The organism is Paracoccus benzoatiresistens (assembly GCF_026913015.1).
GTDB lineage: Bacteria > Pseudomonadota > Alphaproteobacteria > Rhodobacterales > Rhodobacteraceae > Paracoccus > Paracoccus benzoatiresistens.
Map to the genome: position 1 here is coordinate 1 of NZ_JAPTYD010000055.1, position 21,274 is coordinate 21,274.

Annotated in this window: 14 protein-coding genes and 1 pseudogene; 8 read left to right on the forward strand and 7 right to left on the reverse strand. The window is 60.3% G+C overall.

Annotated features, from left to right (window positions below; genetic code table 11):
* On the forward strand, positions 1-206 hold a 206-nt coding region (locus tag OU682_RS19945), incomplete at its 5' end, for a hypothetical protein (RefSeq protein WP_268943967.1).
* A gap of 124 nt (positions 207-330) precedes the next feature.
* Here the strand turns inward: OU682_RS19945 and OU682_RS19950 are convergent.
* From OU682_RS19950 to OU682_RS19975, 6 genes are all read right to left on the reverse strand, one after another.
* Positions 331-3,468: a type I restriction endonuclease subunit R gene (locus tag OU682_RS19950; RefSeq protein ID WP_268943968.1), complete on the reverse strand. Its 3,138-nt coding sequence runs from the start codon at positions 3,466-3,468 to the stop codon at positions 331-333.
* Between the two features lie 6 nt (positions 3,469-3,474).
* Entirely contained in the window at positions 3,475-4,416 is a 942-nt protein-coding gene (locus OU682_RS19955) for a DUF4268 domain-containing protein (RefSeq protein ID WP_268943969.1), read from the reverse strand.
* Entirely contained in the window at positions 4,413-5,741 is a 1,329-nt protein-coding gene (locus OU682_RS19960; protein WP_268943970.1) for a restriction endonuclease subunit S, read from the reverse strand. Before OU682_RS19960 ends, OU682_RS19955 begins: the two co-directional genes overlap by 4 nt.
* Complete coding sequence (locus OU682_RS19965; RefSeq protein WP_268943971.1) at positions 5,738-7,573, reverse strand: type I restriction-modification system subunit M; 1,836 nt, start codon at positions 7,571-7,573, stop codon at positions 5,738-5,740. The genes OU682_RS19960 and OU682_RS19965 overlap by 4 nt, the downstream gene beginning before the upstream one ends.
* A gap of 383 nt (positions 7,574-7,956) precedes the next feature.
* Positions 7,957-8,406: a hypothetical protein gene (locus OU682_RS19970; protein WP_268943972.1), complete on the reverse strand. Its 450-nt coding sequence runs from the start codon at positions 8,404-8,406 to the stop codon at positions 7,957-7,959.
* Complete coding sequence (locus OU682_RS19975; protein ID WP_268943973.1) at positions 8,403-10,172, reverse strand: DUF262 domain-containing protein; 1,770 nt, start codon at positions 10,170-10,172, stop codon at positions 8,403-8,405. Before OU682_RS19975 ends, OU682_RS19970 begins: the two co-directional genes overlap by 4 nt.
* A gap of 184 nt (positions 10,173-10,356) precedes the next feature.
* Between OU682_RS19975 and OU682_RS19980 the strand changes: the two genes are divergently transcribed.
* From OU682_RS19980 to OU682_RS19995, 4 genes are all read left to right on the forward strand, one after another.
* Positions 10,357-10,662 carry a helix-turn-helix domain-containing protein gene (locus tag OU682_RS19980; protein ID WP_268943974.1) on the forward strand — a complete coding sequence of 102 codons (306 nt, stop codon included), beginning with the start codon at positions 10,357-10,359 and terminating at the stop codon, positions 10,660-10,662.
* Between the two features lie 695 nt (positions 10,663-11,357).
* Positions 11,358-12,101 (forward strand): ImuA family protein, encoded by a 744-nt coding sequence (locus OU682_RS19985; protein ID WP_268943975.1) that lies wholly within the window; start codon positions 11,358-11,360, stop codon positions 12,099-12,101.
* The gene (locus tag OU682_RS19990; protein WP_268943976.1) at positions 12,034-13,557 is read left to right on the forward strand and encodes a Y-family DNA polymerase; all 1,524 of its coding nucleotides are present in this window, start codon (positions 12,034-12,036) and stop codon (positions 13,555-13,557) included. The genes OU682_RS19985 and OU682_RS19990 overlap by 68 nt, the downstream gene beginning before the upstream one ends.
* A 64-nt stretch (positions 13,558-13,621) precedes the next feature.
* A complete protein-coding gene (locus tag OU682_RS19995; protein WP_268943977.1) occupies positions 13,622-16,921 on the forward strand; it encodes an error-prone DNA polymerase in 3,300 nt (1,099 codons plus the stop codon).
* A gap of 114 nt (positions 16,922-17,035) precedes the next feature.
* On the opposite strand, the pseudogene OU682_RS20000 reads toward OU682_RS19995, so the two are convergent.
* Positions 17,036-17,317: pseudogene (locus OU682_RS20000) on the reverse strand (transposase); the annotation flags it as partial.
* Positions 17,318-17,413: 96 nt separating this feature from the next.
* Between OU682_RS20000 and OU682_RS20005 the strand changes: the two are divergent.
* From OU682_RS20005 to OU682_RS20015, 3 genes are all read left to right on the forward strand, one after another.
* Positions 17,414-17,611 (forward strand): hypothetical protein, encoded by a 198-nt coding sequence (locus tag OU682_RS20005; protein ID WP_268943978.1) that lies wholly within the window; start codon positions 17,414-17,416, stop codon positions 17,609-17,611.
* A gap of 787 nt (positions 17,612-18,398) precedes the next feature.
* Complete coding sequence (locus tag OU682_RS20010) at positions 18,399-19,235, forward strand: hypothetical protein (RefSeq protein ID WP_268943979.1); 837 nt, start codon at positions 18,399-18,401, stop codon at positions 19,233-19,235.
* Positions 19,236-19,358: 123 nt separating this feature from the next.
* Positions 19,359-19,952 carry an IS110 family RNA-guided transposase gene (locus OU682_RS20015; RefSeq protein ID WP_268943980.1) on the forward strand — a complete coding sequence of 198 codons (594 nt, stop codon included), beginning with the start codon at positions 19,359-19,361 and terminating at the stop codon, positions 19,950-19,952.
* The last annotated feature ends 1,322 nt before the right edge of the window (positions 19,953-21,274 follow it).

Below are 21,274 nucleotides of genomic sequence, written 5' to 3' on the forward strand. Positions count from 1 at the left end.
CCGTGAACGGCGAGCGCTCGATGCACTCGATGGTATCCGCGGGAACAGGTAGCAAGCGTCAGATTCAGAACACTAGCAATCGGAAAAATAAGATGCCACCGACTTTTCGACAAATTATTGAAACCTTTCCAAGAGGCAAGAACTTCACCAATCACGCTTGGACTAAGACCATCATCTTAAACGATAGAGACAAGCGCTCTCTCTGATATAAGATTTAGAAATTCTTCTGGGGTTTCTATCGCTTTCACTCACAAACGTCCTTTTCTGACTTAGCAATATCATTTTATTTTAGTCTAATGGCGGCAAAGCCGAGCGGCGCCGCTTCTGTCTCTAAAGATAGCTAACAGGAGTATCTCGCCCATTCGCTCTAAGTGCCTCATATAGCTGCGCTGGGCCCAGCAAGATGTCTCGAATGCCGTCGCGAACTTGCTCAGAGTCGAGCGCTTGTTTGCTCATGATCGCATGGGCGTCAAACGCATCAATAATTGCGTCGACGATGGCTTGCTTCAGTGTCGGAGAACTGGAGAACTGCTCTTTCGAGTTGTGTGCGGCCTGCTGAACTAGAGCCTCGTTCTCCATCAGTTTCCCGCGGATGACGTTGTTGACGTAAACGAGCTGGTCACCATCGGATAGCTCCCCTTGGAATAGATCGTTCACACGCTCAAGAATTTCGTCTAGGCGAGCCTTTTCCTTGTCCTGAAGGCTGCCGCTGCCTGCCTCGACAAGGGGCTTCAGCAATTCTGCCTCGCCGTTCATGGACAGTCGCTGCTGGCCCTTGGAGGCCAACTTGTGATGGGTGAGAACCACCTTCGAGAGATCGATCTGGGTGCGCTCCCGCCCAAATTCCAGGTGCGGGATCAACTTCCGAAAGAAGATGCTGCGGGCTTCGATGGCCGTGTTTCCGTAGTCGAAGATTTGGGACAGAAAGCTGTAGACACGCACAAAGGTCGCCATGTCGTTGCGAAAGAGCAGCAGCGCGCTCATCCGATCCAGTGCATCTTGGGCCTGCCGCTCTTGCCCCGACTCTAGGGCCTCTCTTCGAGCGGCCTGCGCGGCTGCATAGGCCTTCAGCAGCCTATCGGCGACGGGAGCTATGGCGGCGGAAAGATCGGCATGGGTCGCTTTGGGGTTCATCTCTACCCGGACCACGCGATCGACCTCATGCTCGTCGTAGAAGCCTTGGGCATCCAGCTTGGCCCGCATGTCATAAACGAGGTCCGGATCGGTCACGTCAGCAAGCGCTGCTGTCTCGTAATACGTCCGGAACGCGGCAAGGATGTCCTCGCTGCTGTTGACAAAATCCAGGACATAGGTGGTGTCCTTGACGATCGGACCCCGCTGATAAGCGCGGTTCAGACGCGATAGCGTCTGCACGGCCTGAATGCCGGCCAGCCGCCGATCCACATACATCCCGCACAGCAAGGGTTGATCGAAGCCGGTCTGGAACTTGTTGGCGACCAGCAGGATGTGGTGCTCAGGCAGCGCGAAGACATCGCGGATATCACGGCCCTTTAGTCCGGGGTTGAGGATATCGCTGGTCTCAGTCAGCGGATCGCCACCGGTCTCTGCGTCCTTCACTTCGCCCGAGAACGCCACCAGCGCTCCCAAGTTATAGCCCTTCGACTTGATGTAGTCTTGGATCGCAAGTTGCCAGCGCACCGCCTCAAGACGGCTACCGACAACGACCATCGCCTTGGCGGTTCCATCCAGCAGCGGCTGCACCATAGAACGATAGTGCTCGACCACGACCTGAACCTTCTGGCTGATATTGTAGGGATGCAGGCGCACCCACTTCATCAGCGCCTTGACCGCCGCGTCACGTTCTACCTCGGCTTGGTCCATCTCGCGGCCCTCATTCGCGAGGCGGAAAGCCAGGCTGTAAGGCGTGTAGTTCTTCAGCACGTCGAGGATGAACCCCTCCTCGATTGCCTGTCGCATCGAATAGACGTGGAAGGCTTCAGGCAAGTTCGTGCTGCTGGCTGGCAGAGACGGATCGGGGCGACGGCCAAAGAGCTCCAGCGTTTTGGCCTTAGGCGTCGCGGTAAAGGCGATGTAGGTCACGCCCGAAGAGCTGGCTCGCGCGGCCATTTGGGCGGTCAGCAGATCCTCGGCGCTAACTTCGCCGCCATCCTCCATCGCAGCGACCTCTTCGGCCGACAGCACCTCCTTCAGCTTAGCGGCGGCCTGACCGGTCTGGCTGGAATGGGCCTCGTCGGCGATCACCGCAAAGCGCTTACCCTTTGAGGCCGCCAACTCCTGCACTGCTGCCAGTGCAAAGGGGAAGGTCTGGATCGTGCAGACCACGATCTTCTTGCCGCTCGCCAGCGCTTCGGCCAAGGCCGCACTTTTCGATCCCGTCTCGCCGGTGATCGTCGCCACCACGCCGGTCGTGCGCTCAAAGCTGAAGATTGCGTCCTGCAGTTGCGCGTCGATCACGTTGCGGTCGGACACGACTAGCACGGAGTCGAATAGCTTGCGGTCCTGGTCATCATGCAAATCGGCCAAGAAATGCGCCGTCCACGCGATCGAGTTCGTCTTGCCCGACCCCGCCGAATGCTGGATCAGATAGCGGCCGCCCGGCCCCTCCTCCAGCACCTTGGCACGCAGCTTGCGGGTCGCGTCCAACTGATGAAAGCGCGGAAAGATCGCGCCGGTCAGCTTCTTCTTGTTGTCACGCACAGGGACGATGTAGCGGCCGACGATCTCCAACATGCTGTCCGGCTGCCAGATCTCGTCCCACAGATAGGATGTGCGATGGCCAAGCTCGTTGACCGGGTTGCCCGCGCCGCCGTTATCGCCCTTGTTGAAGGGCAGAAAGCGCGTCTCAGCCCCGACCAGACGGGTGGTCATCATCACCTCGCTGTCGCTGACCGCGAAATGGACCAGCGCGCCGCCGGGAAAGGACAAAAGCGGCTCGGCCCCCTGCCCCTTGGGCGCAGGGTGGCGATTAAAGCGATACTGATCGACCGCGTCCTGAACGCTTTGGGTAAAGTCGGTCTTCAACTCGGCCGTGACGATGGGTAGGCCGTTCAGGAACAGGACCAGGTCGATGCTGTTCTCGTTTGCGCGGGAGTAGCGCAGTTGGCGCACTACGCGCAGCCGGTTCGCGTCATACATGGCCAGCAGGTCGGTATTCATCCCCATGGCCGGGCGGAACTGCGCCAGCTTCAGCGGCGCACGCAGTCCGGTCAGCTCGACACCAAAGCGCAGCAGGTCCAGCGTGCCTCGGTCGTCAAGCTGCTTGCGGATACGGTCCAGCAGCATAGTCTCGGTGGCGGTGCCGTGGGACTTTGTCAGCACCTCCCAAGCCTTGGGCTGGCTGGCCTGCATCCAAGCCACTACGTCAGGCGCAAACAGCGCCCGGCCTCGGTCGTAGTGGGCTGCGTCGCCATCATTATGCAGCCAGCCCGCTCCCGCCATTCGGCCGCAAATGAAGCGCTCTAGATTTACTTCACGGTGCAGGTTCATATTGGTCTACTTTGCCAGCTGCAGCGGTTTGAGGTGAGGGCGAAGCGCCGCCTCGAGCCGGTTCATCGCGCTGACTTGCTCCGCCTGTATTGCATCCCACTGCTCCCCGGGAGACTTGTAGCCGCCCGCAACCACCGCCCCGATGCGACAGGCCCGCTTTGTCTCCATCCGTTCCCAGTTCAGTTCGCCACCAAAGGCGCTGTCGATCTCGGCCCGGTGCGTCGCAAGACGCTCGAAGATGGCCAAGTTTTCCGCCTCTGCATCCTTGCCGCGATCAATGTAGAGTTGAGCCCCCGCTTGGTCCTGAACAACAACATAATTGAGGTTCAATCCTCGAATGCCGGCGCTGGTGCCGATCCATGAATAACTTCCCGGCGTGATGTGCGCATGCAGACGAGCATTCGGCCGCTCCACTAGCCGTGTCCACCATTGGAGTCGTAGGTCATAACGGTCCGCAAACTCCTTGTTGGTCCGGGCAATCTCTGACTTGTCGTCGGCTGGTCCCACTAGCAGAGTCATTAGGCAGGCGGGAGCAGAGTCATTGATCTGCACAGCTTCCACTTTCACCATGTAGAAATCGGCGCTTGAGTTGTCATTGAGCCAAGTCATTGCCGCGACGTGCTCGGGCCGGGGTTCGGAGACGATCCAAATCGCACGGCGGGCGTTCATTGAGGTCAGATATGTGATTAGCTTGCCCAGATGGTCATGGTTGCTCTTTTCAAGCTGGTTTTCGATGATGATCTTGCCACCACCGTCATCCTCGGCCACTAGATCAATGCTGAAGGATCCGGCTGCTCGTTCGCGTTCGACATTGTCCAGCGTGAAGGGTAGCACTTCGTTTAACACATCGATATTTGCCTGAAGCCACTGAGTGAAGTCGTAGGCCTCATGCCTCCACACCTCGCGCAGAGATACCCTGCTCAGCTTGCCGATACTTGAGCCGTTCATGCCGCCTCTACTTCTGTTGTGGCCAGGCGACGGACATCGATCTTGCCGGTGGTCGCAGCCGAGATGAGCACGGCTCGGCGTTCTTGCAGGAGAGCAATCGCGGATTGCGACGTGGCTATAGTCGCATCGATTTTCTCTGTCTGTGTGGTGACAAACGAACTAATCGCACGCTGTTCGCTCAGGCTGGGAATTGCCAGCCGGAAATTAACGACATCACCTATATTAACGTGAGGCGACGTTGATCCAAGGTTCCGCTCAACAACTTGCTCGTAAATCGAGTCGCTGTTGAGTGCCCACATAACGAAAGTAGGATCTAGACCATCCCGAACCCTAAACATCATCATTCGCTGCCCCAGGCAGAGGTCTACTCCAGACGGAACGAGAGCAGCGAGACCTAAGCGCTCCCCCTCTCTCGAGTAGACAATGTCGTTTTCTTGAGGTCGCAATCTCTGGATTCGCTCCAGATAAACCTCCTCAGAAACCAACCGTGCCTGATTAAGCTTTAGACAGCCACGTTCGACATCAGCTGTTCGAATTGCGGGGTAAAGCAACACTCCGTCGTAGGTCGGTGTGGTATGCAGACAATCAACGACATGGGAGCACATGTGTTTTAGGGGCGTTACCTCCCACCCTTCCGGCACGTCGCCCAGCCAGTCCACGCCAGATGGTTTCAAGGGGGCTTCGGGGTTCAGACCCTTCGTGACGGCATGGCTGATGACCGCCTGACGCTTTTCACACAACAGCACGATCAGGCGGCGCTGCTCGTCCACCAGCGCGTCAATCTTCGCCGTCTCCCGGTCGAGGAAAGTCGCAATGGCAGTTTGGTCTGATTGAGGCGGCACCAAGACGGGGAAATCCATCAGATCGTCCCGACCCATTTGGAGCGAGTTCGGCCTTATGCCAGTAAGAAGACGAGTGTAGCCTTTTACATACAAATCGCTGCGAAGAAGGTGATGGAAGTAGCGGCGTTCCACTTCAGGAACAAAATCGTATGCTCGATACGCGGGACTGACGTGACCCTCGTATTCGGAAACGCCAAGTCCCGCGTAATTGAGCCACATCGTATTTACGACCAACTGACCGGGTCGAACAATTCGATAACCGACCAAATCTTCGTCTAAACGACGTCTGTTTTCATCGTCGTATTCTTTGATTTCTATTCCACGATATCCTGACACAGAAAGCATCACGCCTACGACTTCCGTGTCGATTTTCTCAGAACTTTCTCTGAACAGGTGTCTGAAACGCGAGACCTTCCACCCCTCCGGAACCTCTCCCAGCCACTCCACTCCCGAATCCCGATAAGCCGGATAGCGCCGCGTCATGCCGACAGCTCCGACAGCATGGCTTGGATGCGGGCCGTGACCCGTGCTAGGTCGGCGTCGATCTGCTCCAGCGGCCGGGGCGGCTCGAAGACGTAAAAATGCCGGTTGAAGGGGATCTCGTATCCCACACGGGTCTTGTCATGGTCGATCCAGGCATCTGGCGCATGGGGCAGCACCTCGCGGCGCAGATAGGCCTCGACATCCTCGGACAGGGGCACGGTTTCAGTGTCGCGCAGGGCGCTGTCGGATTGGGGCTTGCCCTTGGCCTTGCCGCGCGCGCCCAGCACGATCTTGCCCTGGTCGTCGCGCAAGGGACGCTCAACCGTGATCTGGCGGAAGCCGAAGGCCTCGTTCGGAAAGATCAACGACAGGGGGGCCAGCTTGACCTGACCACCCTCGGGTGCCTCAGGCAGGGCCTGCTCAGGGGTCAGCACCTCGCGCGCCATTTCCTTACCGCTGGCGTCTAGGACGCGGGCCAGCCGCGCTTCGGTGCAGGCGCCGAACAGGCGAGTGACAGTGGCGATGTCGTCCTCGCCCATTTCCTTGCGCTTTGAGCCGAGGCTTTTGCGCATTTTCTGCCAGAAGGTGGAGGCGTCGATCAGCTGGACCTTACCCTTGCGATCGGCGGCCTTGCGGTTGGCCAGCACCCAGATATAGGTGGCGATGCCAGTGTTGTAGAACATGTCGGTGGGTAGGGCGATGATTGCCTCGACCAGATCGTTCTCCAGAACATGCCGCCGGATCTCGGATTCGCCGCTGCCGGCGCCGCCGGTGAAAAGAGGCGAGCCGTTCAGAACGATGGCAAAGCGGCTGCCGCCATCCTTGGAAGGGCGCATCTTGGACAGCAGGTGCAGCAGAAACAGCAGCGAGCCATCCGAGACACGCGGCAGGCCGGGGCCGAAGCGGCCGGCATGGCCTTGGCGCTCATGCTCCGCGCGGACAATCTTTTCGACCTTCTTCCATTCGACCCCAAAAGGTGGGTTCGAGAGCATGTAGTCGAATTTCGCCGCATGGTGACCATCATCAGACAGCGTATTACCGAACTTAATGTTTGAAACGTCCTGACCCTTGATCAGCATGTCAGCCTTGCAGATCGCGTAGGACTCTGGGTTCAGTTCCTGTCCGAACATCACCAGCGAGGCAGCGTCGTTGTGTTCGGACAGATATTCTCCCGCAACGGAAAGCATGCCGCCGGTTCCCGCTGTCGGGTCATAGATGGTGCGGACAACGCCAGGCTTGGACAGGACATCGTCATCTTCGACAAAGAGCAGGTTGACCATTAGCCGGATCACCTCGCGCGGGGTGAAGTGCTCCCCGGCCGTCTCGTTCGACAACTCGGCAAAGCGGCGGATCAGTTCTTCGAAGACAAGGCCCATCTGGTGGTTGTCAACTTGGTCCGGGTGCAGGTCGATACCGGCAAAACGCTCGGTAACCTGATAGAGCAGCCCAGCCTTGTTCAAGCGATCGATCTGGGCGGCAAATTCGAAACGCTCGAAGATGTCGCGCACATCGACCGAGAAGCCCTGCAAATAGCTATAGAGGTTGGCCGCGATGTTGTCCTGGTCACCCATCAACTTCTTCAGGTCCATTTCGGACGTGTTGTAGAAAGTCTGCCCAGCCTTGCGCAGAAGGAACGGCACGGGGTTTACCCCCTGCTGCAGGCGAATGTCATACTCGGTAAGAACCGCGGTTTTGGTGGGGGCCAGGACACAGTCGAGACGACGCAGCACCGTGAAAGGCAGGATAACCTTGCCATAATCGCTCTGTCTGTAGTCGCCACGAAGAAGGTCGGCCACCGACCACAAAAATGAAGATAGTGCCTGCTGGTTCAAAACTTAGATTCCATGCCTTTAGTCGTTATAGAGCCTGCCGCCGCACACAACGGCAAGACAACTTCGTTGACTACTTGCATTGAAAGGGTCCCGCCGAACAGTGCGCGTTCCCGAGGCATGTAGCCGTTGCGAAGTTATTCCGGTGCTTTTCAGGCTTTAGCGGCTAGAGGACACGTAGAGCAATCCGCAGTCTGCATACACAACGTGGGGTTTCGCCGTAGGCTGACAGAACAGAGGCCCGGCCCACTGGCGGGACATACTGGCTGTTCCACGATTGCGACAAGGGATAGCCGCTGCGCGCATTGCTGCCCGGCGCAGCAATCCGGAAAACCGGGGAGGCATAGATCGGCGCTCCCCGGCCATGTGCGACAGTTCCGGTCGGCTTATGTTATGCTAGATGCAGAGAGCCTAGAAGCGGGGCGTGCTGATGCCAAATGATCCAGGATCCACTGCAACTGGTCAGGCTCGCTTATCGTAAAGCGCACAAGATCCGCATGTGCGAGGTCACGCATAGCTTTGAGTGCCGCATGTCGCCCGTATGTCTGCTTGCCCCCCGGCACTTCGGACCGATACAGCGACGAAGCAAGGTAGGTGCGCTGCTCGATATCGCTGTCTAACAGTTCACGCACGAAAGCCTGGTCGACCCAAAGGTTGGCTTTTGTCCTCTCATCCTTCTCGAACATCAGGCCGATACGTTCGTTTGCCTCGGTGCGGAGCAAGTAGCGCGCGGCTAGTTTTCCTTGGTGACCGGCCGGATGCTCTATGGCTGCGGCATCAAGGAGCGCGAGACAGGCTGCTTTGAGCTCGCTACGACTCAGTAAATTTCCGATCATGCCGGCTTCTTTCCAAGAAGCTCAAGGATACGTGCCCGCATGAGCTTTTCTCGCTCTCGAACGAATTCTGGCAGGGAGATCGCATCGCAAAGATCCAAGCGGTTCGGAATCATGTGTTGGTCATGAAAATCACGGCGTCGGCCCGTGATCCACGATCGGAAGGGCAAGGCGCCCTTTTCGATGTTTTCGTCACTCCGCAGGAGCTGGAGATTGCCGAGTCTATTTGCCGAACTAAGGATGTCTTGAATTTGGTGCTCCGGCAGGTTTCGACCCCGAAGGATATTCTTGTTCGCATCAACCTGCGGGATGATGTGATCAACGTGCCAAGTTGACCCGCTCCAGTCGACCCCATGATAGAGCAGAGACAAGGCGACGAAGGTGCGCGACTTGCCATACTGCATTTCCAGCAGCTCTTCGATGGTGCGCTCATCCACCTCTGACAGACGGCCGCCCTTTGCCATGGCGTCGAACAGCTTTTGCTTCGGGAAATCTCGTGCGACCTGGAGATGTTCGCGGATAGTAGTGCGGGCCGTTTGGATCGCTTGATCCGAGGCACCGACGAAAGTGCTGACCAGCAAGCTGTTCAAGAGCCAGTAATGCATTTCCGCTGCATTGACACGCTCGAACTCAGTCGAGCCTCGGAAGTCAAAGCCTGGCGTTTTGTAGATATAGTAAATGAGGGGAAGGACGGCATTCAGCGACCCAAGGTTGTCACCCGTCAAGCCATGCCGATTCAGGAGCCTGAAGGTGTTCTCGATCGCCTGCTTGATCCGATCCCAGTTGCGCTCAATCTCAGCAATGGCCTCTGTCGTGAAGTTACGGACGTTATAGACGACGTCATAGTCGCAAACGACCAAGCTGGCTTTCAGGACGAGATCACGCGTCAGCCTATTCGGCGCACCCAAGCCTTTATTGATATAGGCAACGAAGCCGTTGATCTCTTCGCGGGCAGAGCTGTTTGACCACTTTGAAGTGATCATCGACATCAGCAGATCAGCCTTGGACAGCTTGGTTCCGCCATCGTTGGCCCGAACGAAGATGTCGAGCACGCGGTCTACAGACTGGTTGGTTTCGGTAAAGAAATTGATGCCTTCGTCTTGCCAGATGACTTGGTGCAACCGGCGCAGTGTGTCTTCTGCAAGGCTTCGCTCCCAGTCCGAGACGCCTGGATGGAGCTCTGATCTCACCTTCGTGATGAGGGCTTCAAGACGATCTCCAGTCGCGTAATCCAGCATGGACCCGACCTTGAACCAGTGATGCCGGTGACTGTCGGCTGGGCGACGTTCATGGAAGGCAAGACCGTAGGTGATTCCGAACTCACTGGTGTCATCCTCGTCGGCAACGCGCGGGTCGGGATCCTTCAGCAGATCGAGGAACAGGGTCTTGGAAGACCAAGCGGCTGCGTTGCCATAGCGCGCTCCCTTCACCTTCTCGGAGAAAGCGCCACGAAGCCCGATCAGCAGGGATGTCAGCCTCTGCTGGCCATCAAGCACCAAGGTGACCTGTCGACCCTCGGCACTGGTCGGCTCGTTCATCTCATCGGGACGGAATTGTTCGATAAACTTGTAGCAGCGCAGCTCGGCCTTCGTGTTCTCGTCGACCGCCCAGAACATAAAGCTGCTTATCGGATAGCCTTTCAACAAGGAATCGAACAGGGCAACGACCTGTGAGGATGACCAGACGAAAGGCCTCTGGATCGCTGGCAAAAAGTAGCTTCGGTTCACGTCGTCAATGACGGCACCGATAGTGCGGGACGAATAGGACATGGAAGAAAACTGCGTGGAGAGAGAAGTTTATAGAGAGCAGAAGCGCTGAACCAGCGTCGGCGTCAGGAAGCGGGCACTATCAATCTAGATCTGCAATAGGTTCAGGCCCTTCGGACTAGCTACATCGCTTAGCAGGAACAACTGTTCGTGGTGTCGTGTCAAGGTGTGCGGAATGGCATCTGCCATGGACCGCAGGGACGAACACCTTATTGAAGCATTTGCTTCGACCCTCCGCCGCGTTCGGGAGCAAGTCGGTCTCACACAGGAAGACCTTGCCGAACGTGCCGATGTATCGGTCAGGTTTGTCTCGTTTCTCGAAACCGGAAAGCGACAACCTTCCTTGAGTGCGCTTGGCGCACTGAGCCGAGGGTTGGGAATGTCCATGTCGGAATTGGTGGCACCGCTGGATCAAGGCTCCCTCCACAACGGCCAGGCCAATCAGATGGGCTGTAACGTGCCGGGAGGAAAAGTTTCGGAGCTTGGCGAATAGCCAAGTTGGGTCCTGCAGCGGATGCAGATGCTTTAGATGCCGCGCTTCGACAGGGATGAGAAAGCAAACAGCTGATGCTCACCTGGGCGCGAGGTCTTCATCGACCCACGCGTGCCGTGCCAGGGCGTCTAGATGCCCGCGAAGAAGAACAAGGGCCTGGTCTCATCCGGGGCGAACCAATGGAGCGGCTTGCGCCTGGTGACCGAGTCGGGCTTTGCCTCGTATTCTGAGAGGGCGGTGGCGGGCACCAGGCAGCGGTTTTCGACGCCCAGCCAGCGCCGCCAGTGCGGGGGGTTTGCGTGTTGAGGATGTTGGTCGCGCCTGTATCGGACGCATCCTTTGCCTTCAAAAACTGCGGCGGCGTCGGCATGCCCCAAGTCAGCTGAGTCACTTGGCGACCCTCGGGCGTGTTTCGCACCACCGGTGCGGGCCGGTCGGGATAGACATCCAAGCTGGGCTCCAGATTGCCGAGGCTGTCCTGCATCACTTGTGCTAGATCGCGGATCGCCTGCTGGTTGGTCGGCAGGTTGTAAAGATTGCACACGCATCATCTCCGCCTTTTCACAGCATAACGCAGCCAAGCGGACGAGATATCCTCAGATCAATGTCCTGTGCCGGATTGACACTCTCGGCTATGATGGAACAAAACAGGAACGATTCTGTTTGTTGCCAACTGCCTCGGAGCCATTCTGGTCATGCCCGCCCGGTTCTTCAATCCCGCCATCGCTGCCTTGCGCGCGCAGATCGCGCGGATGGAAGGCGATGGTGGACCTGCGCGGGGTGTGCTGCCCTTCGGGGTGCCCGAACTGGACTGCCGCTTGCCCGGTGGCGGCCTGGCCTTGGGCTGCCTGCACGAGGTGGCCGGCGGCGGCAATGGTGCGGTGGATGGCGCAGCAGCCTCCTGTTTCGCTGCTGGCATTGCCGCGCGCCTACCCGGTCCGGTGCTCTGGTGCGTGACCCAGGCCGATCTCTTTGCCCCAGGGCTGGAGCAGGCCGGCCTTGGCCCGGACAGGGTGATCTATGTCGAGGCGGGCGATGATGTTTCGGTGCTCTCCTGCATGGAGGAGGGGCTACGCCATGGTGGACTTGGCGCGGTGGTCGCCGATGTCGCACGGCTGTCGATGACCGCCTCTCGCAGGTTGCATCTGGCAGCCAAGGGATCGGGCACCACCGGCATCGCGCTGCGCCGTTGGCGGCGCCAGCAGGACGCCTATGACTTCGGACAGCCCACGGCGGCGATGACCCGCTGGCGGATCTCTGTGCTGCCCTCGACCGCCCTGCCCGTCCCGGGTGTCGGCCGCGCCCGCTGGCTCATCGAGCTGATCCGGGCAAGGGCAGGCGAGTCCCTCGATATCGAACTGGAGGCATGCGATGGCACGGGTCATCTCGGTCTACCTGCCGCTCTGGCCGATCGACCGGCTCAGGCGGCAGGCGCCTGAGGCGGCACCCTCGCCCGAGACCCCGCTGGTCTTGGCCGGGCGGGTCGGCAACCGGCGGCTGGTGACAGCAGCCTGTGCCTTGGCGCAGGAGCTGGGCCTCTCTGCGGGCATGCCGGTGAGCAAGGCGCAGGCTCTGGTGCCGGAACTGCAGGTGCTGCCCAGTGATCCCGCAACTGACGCCGCCTCGCTGGAACGACTGGCGCTCTGGGTATTGCAGCGGGTCTCGCCGATTGTGGCAGTCGATCCGCCGGATGGTCTGGTGATCGACTCCACGGGGGCGGACCATCTGCATGGCGGCGCGGAAGCCCTGCTGGAGACGTTGATCGGCCGGCTGTTGATGTCGGGCGTTACCGCACGCGCCGCCATTGCAGACAGCTGGGGTGCCGCCCATGCCCTGGCGCGGCACAGGGCCGATCCTGTGCATCTGGCCGAACCGGACAATGCGGAGATCCTGCTGGCGCCCCTCCCCCTTGCAGCGTTGCGGCTGCCGCCCACCACCCTAGCCAGCCTTCACACCCTGGGTTTTGCTTGCATTGGCGATCTCCTGCATCAACCGCGTGCACCGCTGACCCGGCGCTTCGGCCCGGAACTGTGCCGGCGGCTCGACCAGGCATTGGGGCTCGCATCCGAGCCAATCGAACCACTACGTCCTGCGGAGCTCGTCGAGGTGCGGCGCAGCTTTGCCGAACCGATTGCCGCCGCCGAGACCATCGCCCGCTACATCGGCAAGCTGGTGCGAGCATTGTGTGTGGCCTTAGAGGAGCGCGGCTTGGGCGCCCGCCGGCTGGACCTGCTCTGCTGGCGGGTCGATGCCCATGTCCAGACGGTGCGCGTCGGTCTGGCCAAGCCGCAGCGCGAACCGCAACGGCTGAACCGCCTGCTCTGCGAGAAGATCGAGACCATCGCGCCGGGCTACGGCATCGAGATCCTGTCGTTGACGGCGGTGATGGTGGAGCCGCTGGAAGCCCGACAGATGGCCAATTCGCTGCTGGAAGCCCCTGCCCCGGATCTCTCCGACCTGGTCAATGTTCTGGCCAATCGCGTGGGCGCGCGCGGCGTCTACCGCATGGCGCCCGTGCCGAGCGACGTGCCGGAACGCTCCGTCACCCGCATCGCCCCCTTGTCCGAACCAGTCGGTGTCGGCTGGCCCGATCACTGGCCGCGGCCCGCGCGCCTGCTACCCTGGCCCGAACCGATCGAGACGGTGGCGCTGCTGCCCGACCATCCACCCGTCTGGATCACCTGGCGGAACATCCGCCGCAAGGTGCGCCGGGCCGATGGGCCGGAACGGGTCTTTGGAGAGTGGTGGAAGCGCGACGCCGAATTGATTGCCGTGCGGGACTACTTCCGCATCGAGGACGAGGCGGGCGAGCGCTACTGGGTCTTTCGCGCCGGAGACGGCGAGAACAGCGAGACCGGCAGCCACCGCTGGTTCCTGCATGGGGTCTTCGGATGACCGCGCACCCTCATGATCAGGTGCCATCTGTTCGGAGGTATTCTTCCCTATGGGATGGTCGGCCATGACCGGCCCGCGCTATGCCGAGTTGCAAGTGACCTCGCAGTTCTCCTTCCTGCGCGGTGCCTCCTCCGCCGAGGAGTTGTTTGCCACCGCCGCCCTCATGGGCATCGAGGCACTGGCGGTGACCGACCGCAACTCGCTGGCAGGCATTGTCCGGGCCTGGGAGGCAGCCAAGACCACCGGCGTGCGGCTGGTGGTCGGCTGCCGGCTCGATCTCGCCTGCGGCATGGCGCTGCTGGTCTATCCGATGAACCGCGCCGGGTATGGCCGGCTCTGCCGCTTGCTGACGCTCGGCAAGTCCCGCGCCGGCAAAGGCAAGTGCCATCTGGAGTGGTCGGATGTCGTGGATCATGCCGAGGGGCTGATCGCCGTGCTGATACCGGACCTGGCGGATGACACGGGCGCGCTGCGCCTGCGCCGGCTGCGCGATGCCTTCAGTGACCGGGCCTACCTGGCGCTCACCCTGCGGCGCCGTCCCAATGACCAGCTGCGGCTGCATCAGCTCTCCAGCATGGCCACGCGCCTGCGGGTAGCGACGGTGGTGACCAACGACGTGCTCTATCACGAACCCGCCCGGCGCATCCTGCAGGACGTCGTCACCGCCATCCGGCACAACGTGACCGTCGAAGCCTTGGGCTTCCGCCGCGAGCGCCATGCCGACCGGTATCTGAAGCTGCCCGCGGAGATGCATCGGCTCTTCTCGCGCTACCCTGAGGCACTGGCGCGGACGTTGGAGATCACCGAGCGCTGCTGCTTCTCGCTGGATGAACTCCGCTACCAGTATCCCGAAGAACGCGACGACCCGTCTCTGACGCCGCAGGAGACCTTGGAGCGGCTCACCTGGGAGGGAGCGAAGTCCCGCTATCCCGAAGGCGTGCCGGAGGAGGTCAGGGCCTCCCTCGCCCACGAACTACGCCTCGTCGCCAAGCTCGCCTATGCGCCCTATTTCCTGACGGTCCACAGCATCGTGCGCTTCGCCCGCTCCCGCGGCATCCTCTGCCAAGGCCGCGGCTCGGCCGCGAACTCCGCCGTCTGCTATGTTCTGGGCATCACTGCCATCGATCCCGGGCGGAATGATCTTTTGTTCGAGCGCTTCGTCTCCGAGGAGCGCCATGAGCCGCCTGACATCGATGTGGACTTCGAGCACGAGCGCCGCGAGGAGGTGATCCAGTGGGTCTACGAGACCTATGGCCGGGATCGCGCCGCGCTCTGCGCCACGGTGATCCGCTACCGCGCCAAGGGCGCCCTGCGCGATGTCGGCAAGGCTATGGGCCTGCCCGAGGATCTCGTCGCACAGCTTTCCGGCCAGATCTGGGCCTGGTCCGAGGAAGGGGTCAGCGACGACCAGATCCGCGAGCTGAACCTTGACCCGACCGACCGACGGCTGCGGCTGACGCTGGAGCTGGCACGTGAGCTTCAGGGCGCGCCTCGGCACCTGTCGCAGCATCCGGGCGGGTTCGTGCTGACGCAAGATCGGCTCGATGACCTGGTGCCGATCGAGCCTGCCGCCATGGAGGACCGGCAGATCATCGAATGGGACAAGGACGACATCGATGCGCTCCGCTTCATGAAGGTCGATGTGCTGGCCTTGGGCATGCTCACCTGCATGGCCAAGGGACTGGCACTTCTCAAGGACCACAAGAACATATCCCATGAACTGGCCACCATTCCGCCCGAAGACCCGCGCACCTATGCGATGATCCGCAAGGCCGATACGCTCGGCACCTTTCAGATCGAGAGCCGGGCGCAGATGGCCATGCTGCCCCGCATGAAGCCGCGCACCTACTACGATCTGGTGGTGCAGGTGGCGATTGTCCGCCCCGGTCCCATCCAGGGCGACATGGTCCATCCCTATCTGCGCCGCCGCGAAGGCTTGGAGCCGGTGGAGTATCCGACGCCGGAACTCGAGAAGGTGCTGGGCAAGACCCTGGGCGTGCCGCTCTTCCAGGAACAGGCCATGCGGGTGGCCATCGAATGCGCGGGCTTCACGCCGGGTGAGGCCGACATGCTCCGCAAATCCATGGCCACCTTCAAGTTCACCGGTGGGGTCTCGGCCTTCAAGGACAAGCTCGTCACCGGCATGGTGGCCCGCGGCTATGACCCGGACTTCGCCGAGCGGACCTTCCGCCAGTTGGAGGGATTTGGCTCCTACGGCTTTCCCGAAAGCCACGCGGCATCCTTCGCGCTCGTGGCCTATGCCTCAGCCTGGCTCAAGTGCTGGCACCCGGAAGCCTTCTGCGCGGCGCTCCTGAACAGCCAGCCCATGGGTTTTTATGCACCCGCGCAGATCGTGCGCGACGCGCAGGAGCACGGCGTCGAGATTAGGCCTGTCTGCGTCAACGCCTCCCGCTGGGACTGCACGCTGGAGCCGACGGGAAAGCCCGAAGACGATGGTTGCCGCTTTGCCGTGCGCCTCGGACTCCGCATGGTCAAGGGACTGGCCAACAGCCACGCAGCAAGCATCGTCGCCGCGCGGGCCGATCAGCTCTTCGCTTCGGTCGAGGATTTGTGGCGCCGGGTGCGCGTGCCGATCGCCAGTCTCACCCGCATCGCCGAGGCCGACGGCTTCAGGTCCTCGCTCGGACTTGCCCGTAGGGACGCACTCTGGGCGCTGAAGGGGCTCGGGCCGGAGGAACTGCCGCTCTTTGCGGCGGCACGGGAGACATCGGAGCGGCAGGATGAAGAGGTCGCGGCAGGTGCAGAAGAGCCTGCCATCGCGCTCCGTCCGATGACCCTGGGCCGCGAGGTGGTCGAGGATTACGGACATACCGGACTTTCGTTGCGCCGGCATCCAGTCTCGTTCTTGCGCGAAACGCTGATGCAGAAGCGCATCATCACCTGCGCCGAGGCCATGGCGAGCCGCGACCGGCGCTGGTGCGCGACGGCCGGCTTGGTTCTGGTGCGCCAGCGGCCCGGATCAGCCAAGGGCGTCATGTTCATCACGCTTGAGGATGAAACGGGCGTCGCCAACCTGGTGGTCTGGCCCAAGGTTTTCGAGGCGCACCGGCGTATCGTGCTCGGCGCGGGCATGGTCGGCGTGCAGGGATGCATTCAGCGCGAGGGCGAGGTGGTGCATTTCGTGGTGCACCGGATCGAGGATCTGTCGCGGGAGTTGGCCAGCGTCGGAGCGCGTGACGGGGCGGCCTTTCCGTTGACCCACGGGCGCGGAGACGAGGCACGGCATGGGCCAACGCCGGGTGATCTGCGCGAGGACACATCCATCGGGCCGAAGACCAGGGAGATCTACATACGTGACCTTAGTCTCGATGCGATCCGGGTAAAGGGGCGGGATTTTCATTAAAGAAACATAGACAGTAGGAGCATCTCGATTTTTGACCTTTTCCGGTCGCGGGTCGCGGGCTCGGCGGCTTGAAAGGGGCGTGATGCCGCCCGTCAGCGCTTCGCGATAAAGTCAGACCGTTTTGGCAGCGGGCACCCGGTCCTCAAGACCAAGGAACCGTCCTGGCCGACAAACGGTCGCGCACCTGATACTCGATCTGGTCGTCTGACAGGTTGTAGAGCGCGCTCAGCACCAGCGTCTTGAACATCAGCACGGCATCCATTGGCTTGCGCCAAACCAGCTCCAGCGATAGGCGGAACTCCTCCTGCGGCAGGACGGCGCCTCGACCAAGGGGTTCTTCTTGGCGTCCAGGCTCGCGTAGCGGACCGAAAGATCGAAAAAGCCCAACTGCGGCATTGTTAAACCCAAAGCCGCCGATCACCCCCATTCATACCGCAGCAACACGGACCGGGCAATTTTTCGAGGTGCCCCCAGGAAGGCCATCAGGTTCAGGTGGGACTTCCTGACCTTGGCGAGGCTCAAGAGATCGAAGCGTGCCTGGTCCAGCAAGGCGGATACCGGCCCTTCTACTACGTCTTGAACGGCGAGGCGACGCCCCGGAAGTGGACCTGTGACACCTGGACCAAGACCGACAACCATCCGGCCCAGGTGACGCCAACCTTCCGCGAGGATTTCAGCCTGGGATCGTGACCAGCCGGAAGCGCCCGACCGGAGCGGAAATGTCCGGTTTTTGCCCGATATGGAGACCGGAGAGATCGTCAAAGCATTTTCCTGCGGAAGTGCGGGCTGGTCCGGCAGGTTCAACCGGAGCCAATCCGTCGGAAAATCGTCAAAGCATTTTATCTCCTTGTTTTTAAGATACTTAAACCGCCGGAACGTCCCGCCGGAGAGTGTTTTTAAGGCTGATCTCTCTCCCTGGCTCCAAAAATCGTCAGAGCATTTTCCTGACTAGTGTATATATTTCTTAAAGAAGAGATAAAACATTAGTCAGGAAATTTCTTTGACGATTTTCCGAAACACTCTCCGGCGTGACGGCGCAGCCGCAAAAGCTTACGTCAAGGTAAACCCAGGATCACATCCCGGTCCGGCTCGCCGCGACGCGGCTCACCCGACCCAGGGAAAGGATCATGGTTCCGGCCCGGCGTTGCCTGCCGCTGCCCCCGACATGAAGGTCCGGCAGATCAGGATCGCGCCGGCCCTGGTTCACCGCCTTCGGCGGCTCACCCCGGCCCTTGCGAGGTGATCCAGCCCCGCATCCGGGTAACCCGTCTCCTAGAATCGTCAGAGAGGCACGGAGAGGCTCATACAGTGGGCGTTCGGCCTTTTGACGACACAGGACAGCGGAAGAGCTCTAAACGGCTTCCAGGGGCTTCCTATAGCGTCAAAGCATTTTCCTCTTGTGTTTCACCCTGTGATCGAATAACACAGTGATATCGGCGATTAGTCACCGCCGATCTGATGAATAACGGTGAATATCATGAACAACACGAATACCGCCCCCAATGGGGTGCCTTTGGCTGCAAAAGCGCCATATCCCGGCCAACCTGACAAGGAAGTCCTGATCTTCCTTCATGTCAGGATGAAAGCCGGAAGCACTATGGGCTATGCGGCCCGGCAATACTCCAATGCGCTTAGACGTTATCGGCCCGCCTTCGAGGAGGGAAATTGGGTGCGCGAGAAATGGGAAGCCGAAGAACTGACCGAGCTACAGCGAAAGGTTCTGGAAGCTGCCCGCCGGGATCGCGCTTCTGATCCGAAGTGGCAAGCCGACATGAAGCGCAAGGATGATGCCGAGCGGGCGGAGGAAGTGGAAGGAAGGCGCGAGTTTCAGCGTTCCTTGTATGCGATCAAAGTTGGCCGCCCGATCCGGCGGTATCGCAAGAGCGACACCGTTACGGCAGAAGAACGGGCGGCAGATCAGAAGCAGCAAACGGAAGCGCTCAATAAGCGCATTCGCGACGACCTGGAGAACGACAAGAACCCTTATGATCTCTCCAAGATTCAGAATTGGAGCGAGGCAGGCGACAAGCTGATGGCGCGGCATTACGCCTGCAATCGTCTGTTTAAAGACGGAAGCTTTGATCCCAAGGAATCGGCGACGATAGCGGCCTTTGTGGAATTTCTAGAAAATCATCCACATGGCGGCAATGTTTCCGCCAAAGATGCCGAAAGACTTCTATCAGGTGCACAGAATAGCTTGCGTGCCGCCCGCGTGGTGACGCTCAAAAAGGGCGTGGCAATCCTTCATCCAGAAATTGCGCAAAAGCGCGAAACGAAACAGATGGAATCGATTGAAATCTATGGGGCATACTGACCAATACGCTTGCCCTTTCCGGTGATCTCGACTAAATCAGAGAGATCACCGTTATCGATCGCTGGCTGACTCCCAGCACCCGAAAGACCGCTCCGGCAGCCCTGCGCTGACCGGGGCTTCTTCATAGCTGAGCGGGCGTCAGAAGTTTGGCACCACCGGGAGTGCTACTCACCTGCAGTGAAGCCCCGGCCCGAGGAGCTGAGCCCCCGCCTGCTCGAATTGATCGCGGATATGCGCACCGAGTGGCGCGAGCTCGACTGCCGCATTGCTGCCTTGAATGCGGAGTTTGCCGAGCTTGCCCGCGCAGACCCACAGGCCGGGCATCTGGTGACGATCCCGGGCGTCGGCGTTCTGGGCGCCACCGCCATGGTGGCCGCAGTGGGCTCAGGCGACGCCTTCCGGCGCGCCCGCGACCTTGCCGCCTGGCTCGGTCTCGTCCCCCGGCAAATGACAACGGGCGGCCGACCAAAGTTGCTGGGGATCACCAAGCGGGGAAACAAATACTTGCGCATGCTGTTCATCCACGGCGCCCGAGCTGCGCTGCCAGGGCTGGCGAAGACCGAGACGCCGCTCGGCGCCTGGCTGCGCGGCCTGCTGGCCCGAGCGCACCGCAATGTTGCGGTCGTCGCCTTGGCTGCAAAGCTCGCCCGCATTGCCTGGGCAACGTTGCGCCGTGGCGCGCGCTTCGAGCCTGGGCATGGAACAGCGACCGCATAGACGGATCGCTCCCGGCGCTTCTGGTCGAGCGTCGCGGCGAAAGAGGTTTGCGGAAGGAGGAAGATGGCCGAAGGGTCGACCCCGCGCTTCGGAAGCCTGGTTCAAAAAACGGCACGAACAGCCCTCGGGCTCGGGATGCCGGCAGTTTTATGAGGACCGGAGCGTGCGGATCTCCATCTTGGCGACGGCGCCATTCATTGGTTGACCGCTATGCCGGATACGCTTGTGCAAGACCTGAACGAGCCAGCTTCAACCCTCTTGCAAACGGGGCGGGCCATACGTTTTTGAGCAGGCGGTTCTCGAGGGTGAGGTCCGCCACAACTTCCTTGAGGCCCAAAATCACGGCCTTCGAGCTGCTCTGCTCCATGGCGGGATTGGCAAAGCAGCGGATCAACGCCCTGTCGAGAAAGACCCCGATGAAGCGCTCTCTGTTTAACCTCCTGCGTCAGATACTTGGTGGTATCAGCGAAGTGCAGCTTGCGAAGGCCGCCCAGTCCACGGGATGTCTGCTTTACCAACTGGAGGGTCAGAAGTGCGATCGACGTCAGCAGGGGCACCAGACAGGGCGCCCTGCCCTCCAGCAAGCAATCCGCATTACGATGTCCGCACAGCCGCTCAGTCCAGTCTTGTGGCGGTATGCTGCATCGAAGCGGCACTGTCGGTCCTCTCATCATTCTGGCGGTTGCTTGCATCTTTCCAGAAGAGGCTCCTACTGCCCTTCATCAGATCATGGCCCGGCCTACGTAGCAGCGGCTATCCCGAGCGTATCAAGGTTCTTTCAAACGAACGGACGCGGGTGATCGATGATGAATGGGGAGAGCAAGGACGATTGAGGGCGCGAGATTTCGATTGGCGGTATCTCTGCCGCCACCAGCCCAATCTCGCCGTCCGATCGCCTATCAATCCCATAATTGCTCGTTCGGTGTTGCGTTTTGTTTCGAGAGCACGGAATGGCTCTGAAAATGCTGGGAAATCCGCGGGACTTCCGTAACGGAGTGATGCGCCGAGATCTTGATAACGCAACGTTTTGGCCACAAAAGAGCGGTTTTCGTTGCGTAGTTTGCAACATTGATCCGCTAAACGCTGCGTTTTTCGGCCGTTCTGTTGCGCCCGGTTGCGCGAGATCCGGCAGTGTCGGTCTACAAGGAAGCCGTTTCCAGAGCGGCATATTTGCCAATGTGGAGGATGAGAGCTGCGGAGTGCTCAGGGGTCCCGATGCACCCCCGCCGGCGTGACCGATTTCTTCTAGCACTACTTTGGCAGATTTTCCTTGGGGCGTTCTGCGATGAGCCTTTCACAATGAGGGCAGCGCATTGGTGGCG

What these genes read in the sequence shown, in the direction of transcription:
- OU682_RS19950 (WP_268943968.1), bottom strand. Translation starts at nt 3,468, where the DNA reads ATGAACCTGCACCGTGAAGTAAATCTAGAGCGCTTCATTTGCGGCCGA.
- OU682_RS19990 (WP_268943976.1), top strand. Translation starts at nt 12,034, where the DNA reads ATGGCACGGGTCATCTCGGTCTACCTGCCGCTCTGGCCGATCGACCGG.
- OU682_RS19980 (WP_268943974.1), top strand. Translation starts at nt 10,357, where the DNA reads ATGGACCGCAGGGACGAACACCTTATTGAAGCATTTGCTTCGACCCTC.
- OU682_RS19955 (WP_268943969.1), bottom strand. Translation starts at nt 4,416, where the DNA reads ATGAACGGCTCAAGTATCGGCAAGCTGAGCAGGGTATCTCTGCGCGAG.
- OU682_RS19960 (WP_268943970.1), bottom strand. Translation starts at nt 5,741, where the DNA reads ATGACGCGGCGCTATCCGGCTTATCGGGATTCGGGAGTGGAGTGGCTG.
- OU682_RS20010 (WP_268943979.1), top strand. Translation starts at nt 18,399, where the DNA reads ATGAACAACACGAATACCGCCCCCAATGGGGTGCCTTTGGCTGCAAAA.
- OU682_RS19995 (WP_268943977.1), top strand. Translation starts at nt 13,622, where the DNA reads ATGACCGGCCCGCGCTATGCCGAGTTGCAAGTGACCTCGCAGTTCTCC.
- OU682_RS19975 (WP_268943973.1), bottom strand. Translation starts at nt 10,172, where the DNA reads ATGTCCTATTCGTCCCGCACTATCGGTGCCGTCATTGACGACGTGAAC.
- OU682_RS19970 (WP_268943972.1), bottom strand. Translation starts at nt 8,406, where the DNA reads ATGATCGGAAATTTACTGAGTCGTAGCGAGCTCAAAGCAGCCTGTCTC.
- OU682_RS19985 (WP_268943975.1), top strand. Translation starts at nt 11,358, where the DNA reads ATGCCCGCCCGGTTCTTCAATCCCGCCATCGCTGCCTTGCGCGCGCAG.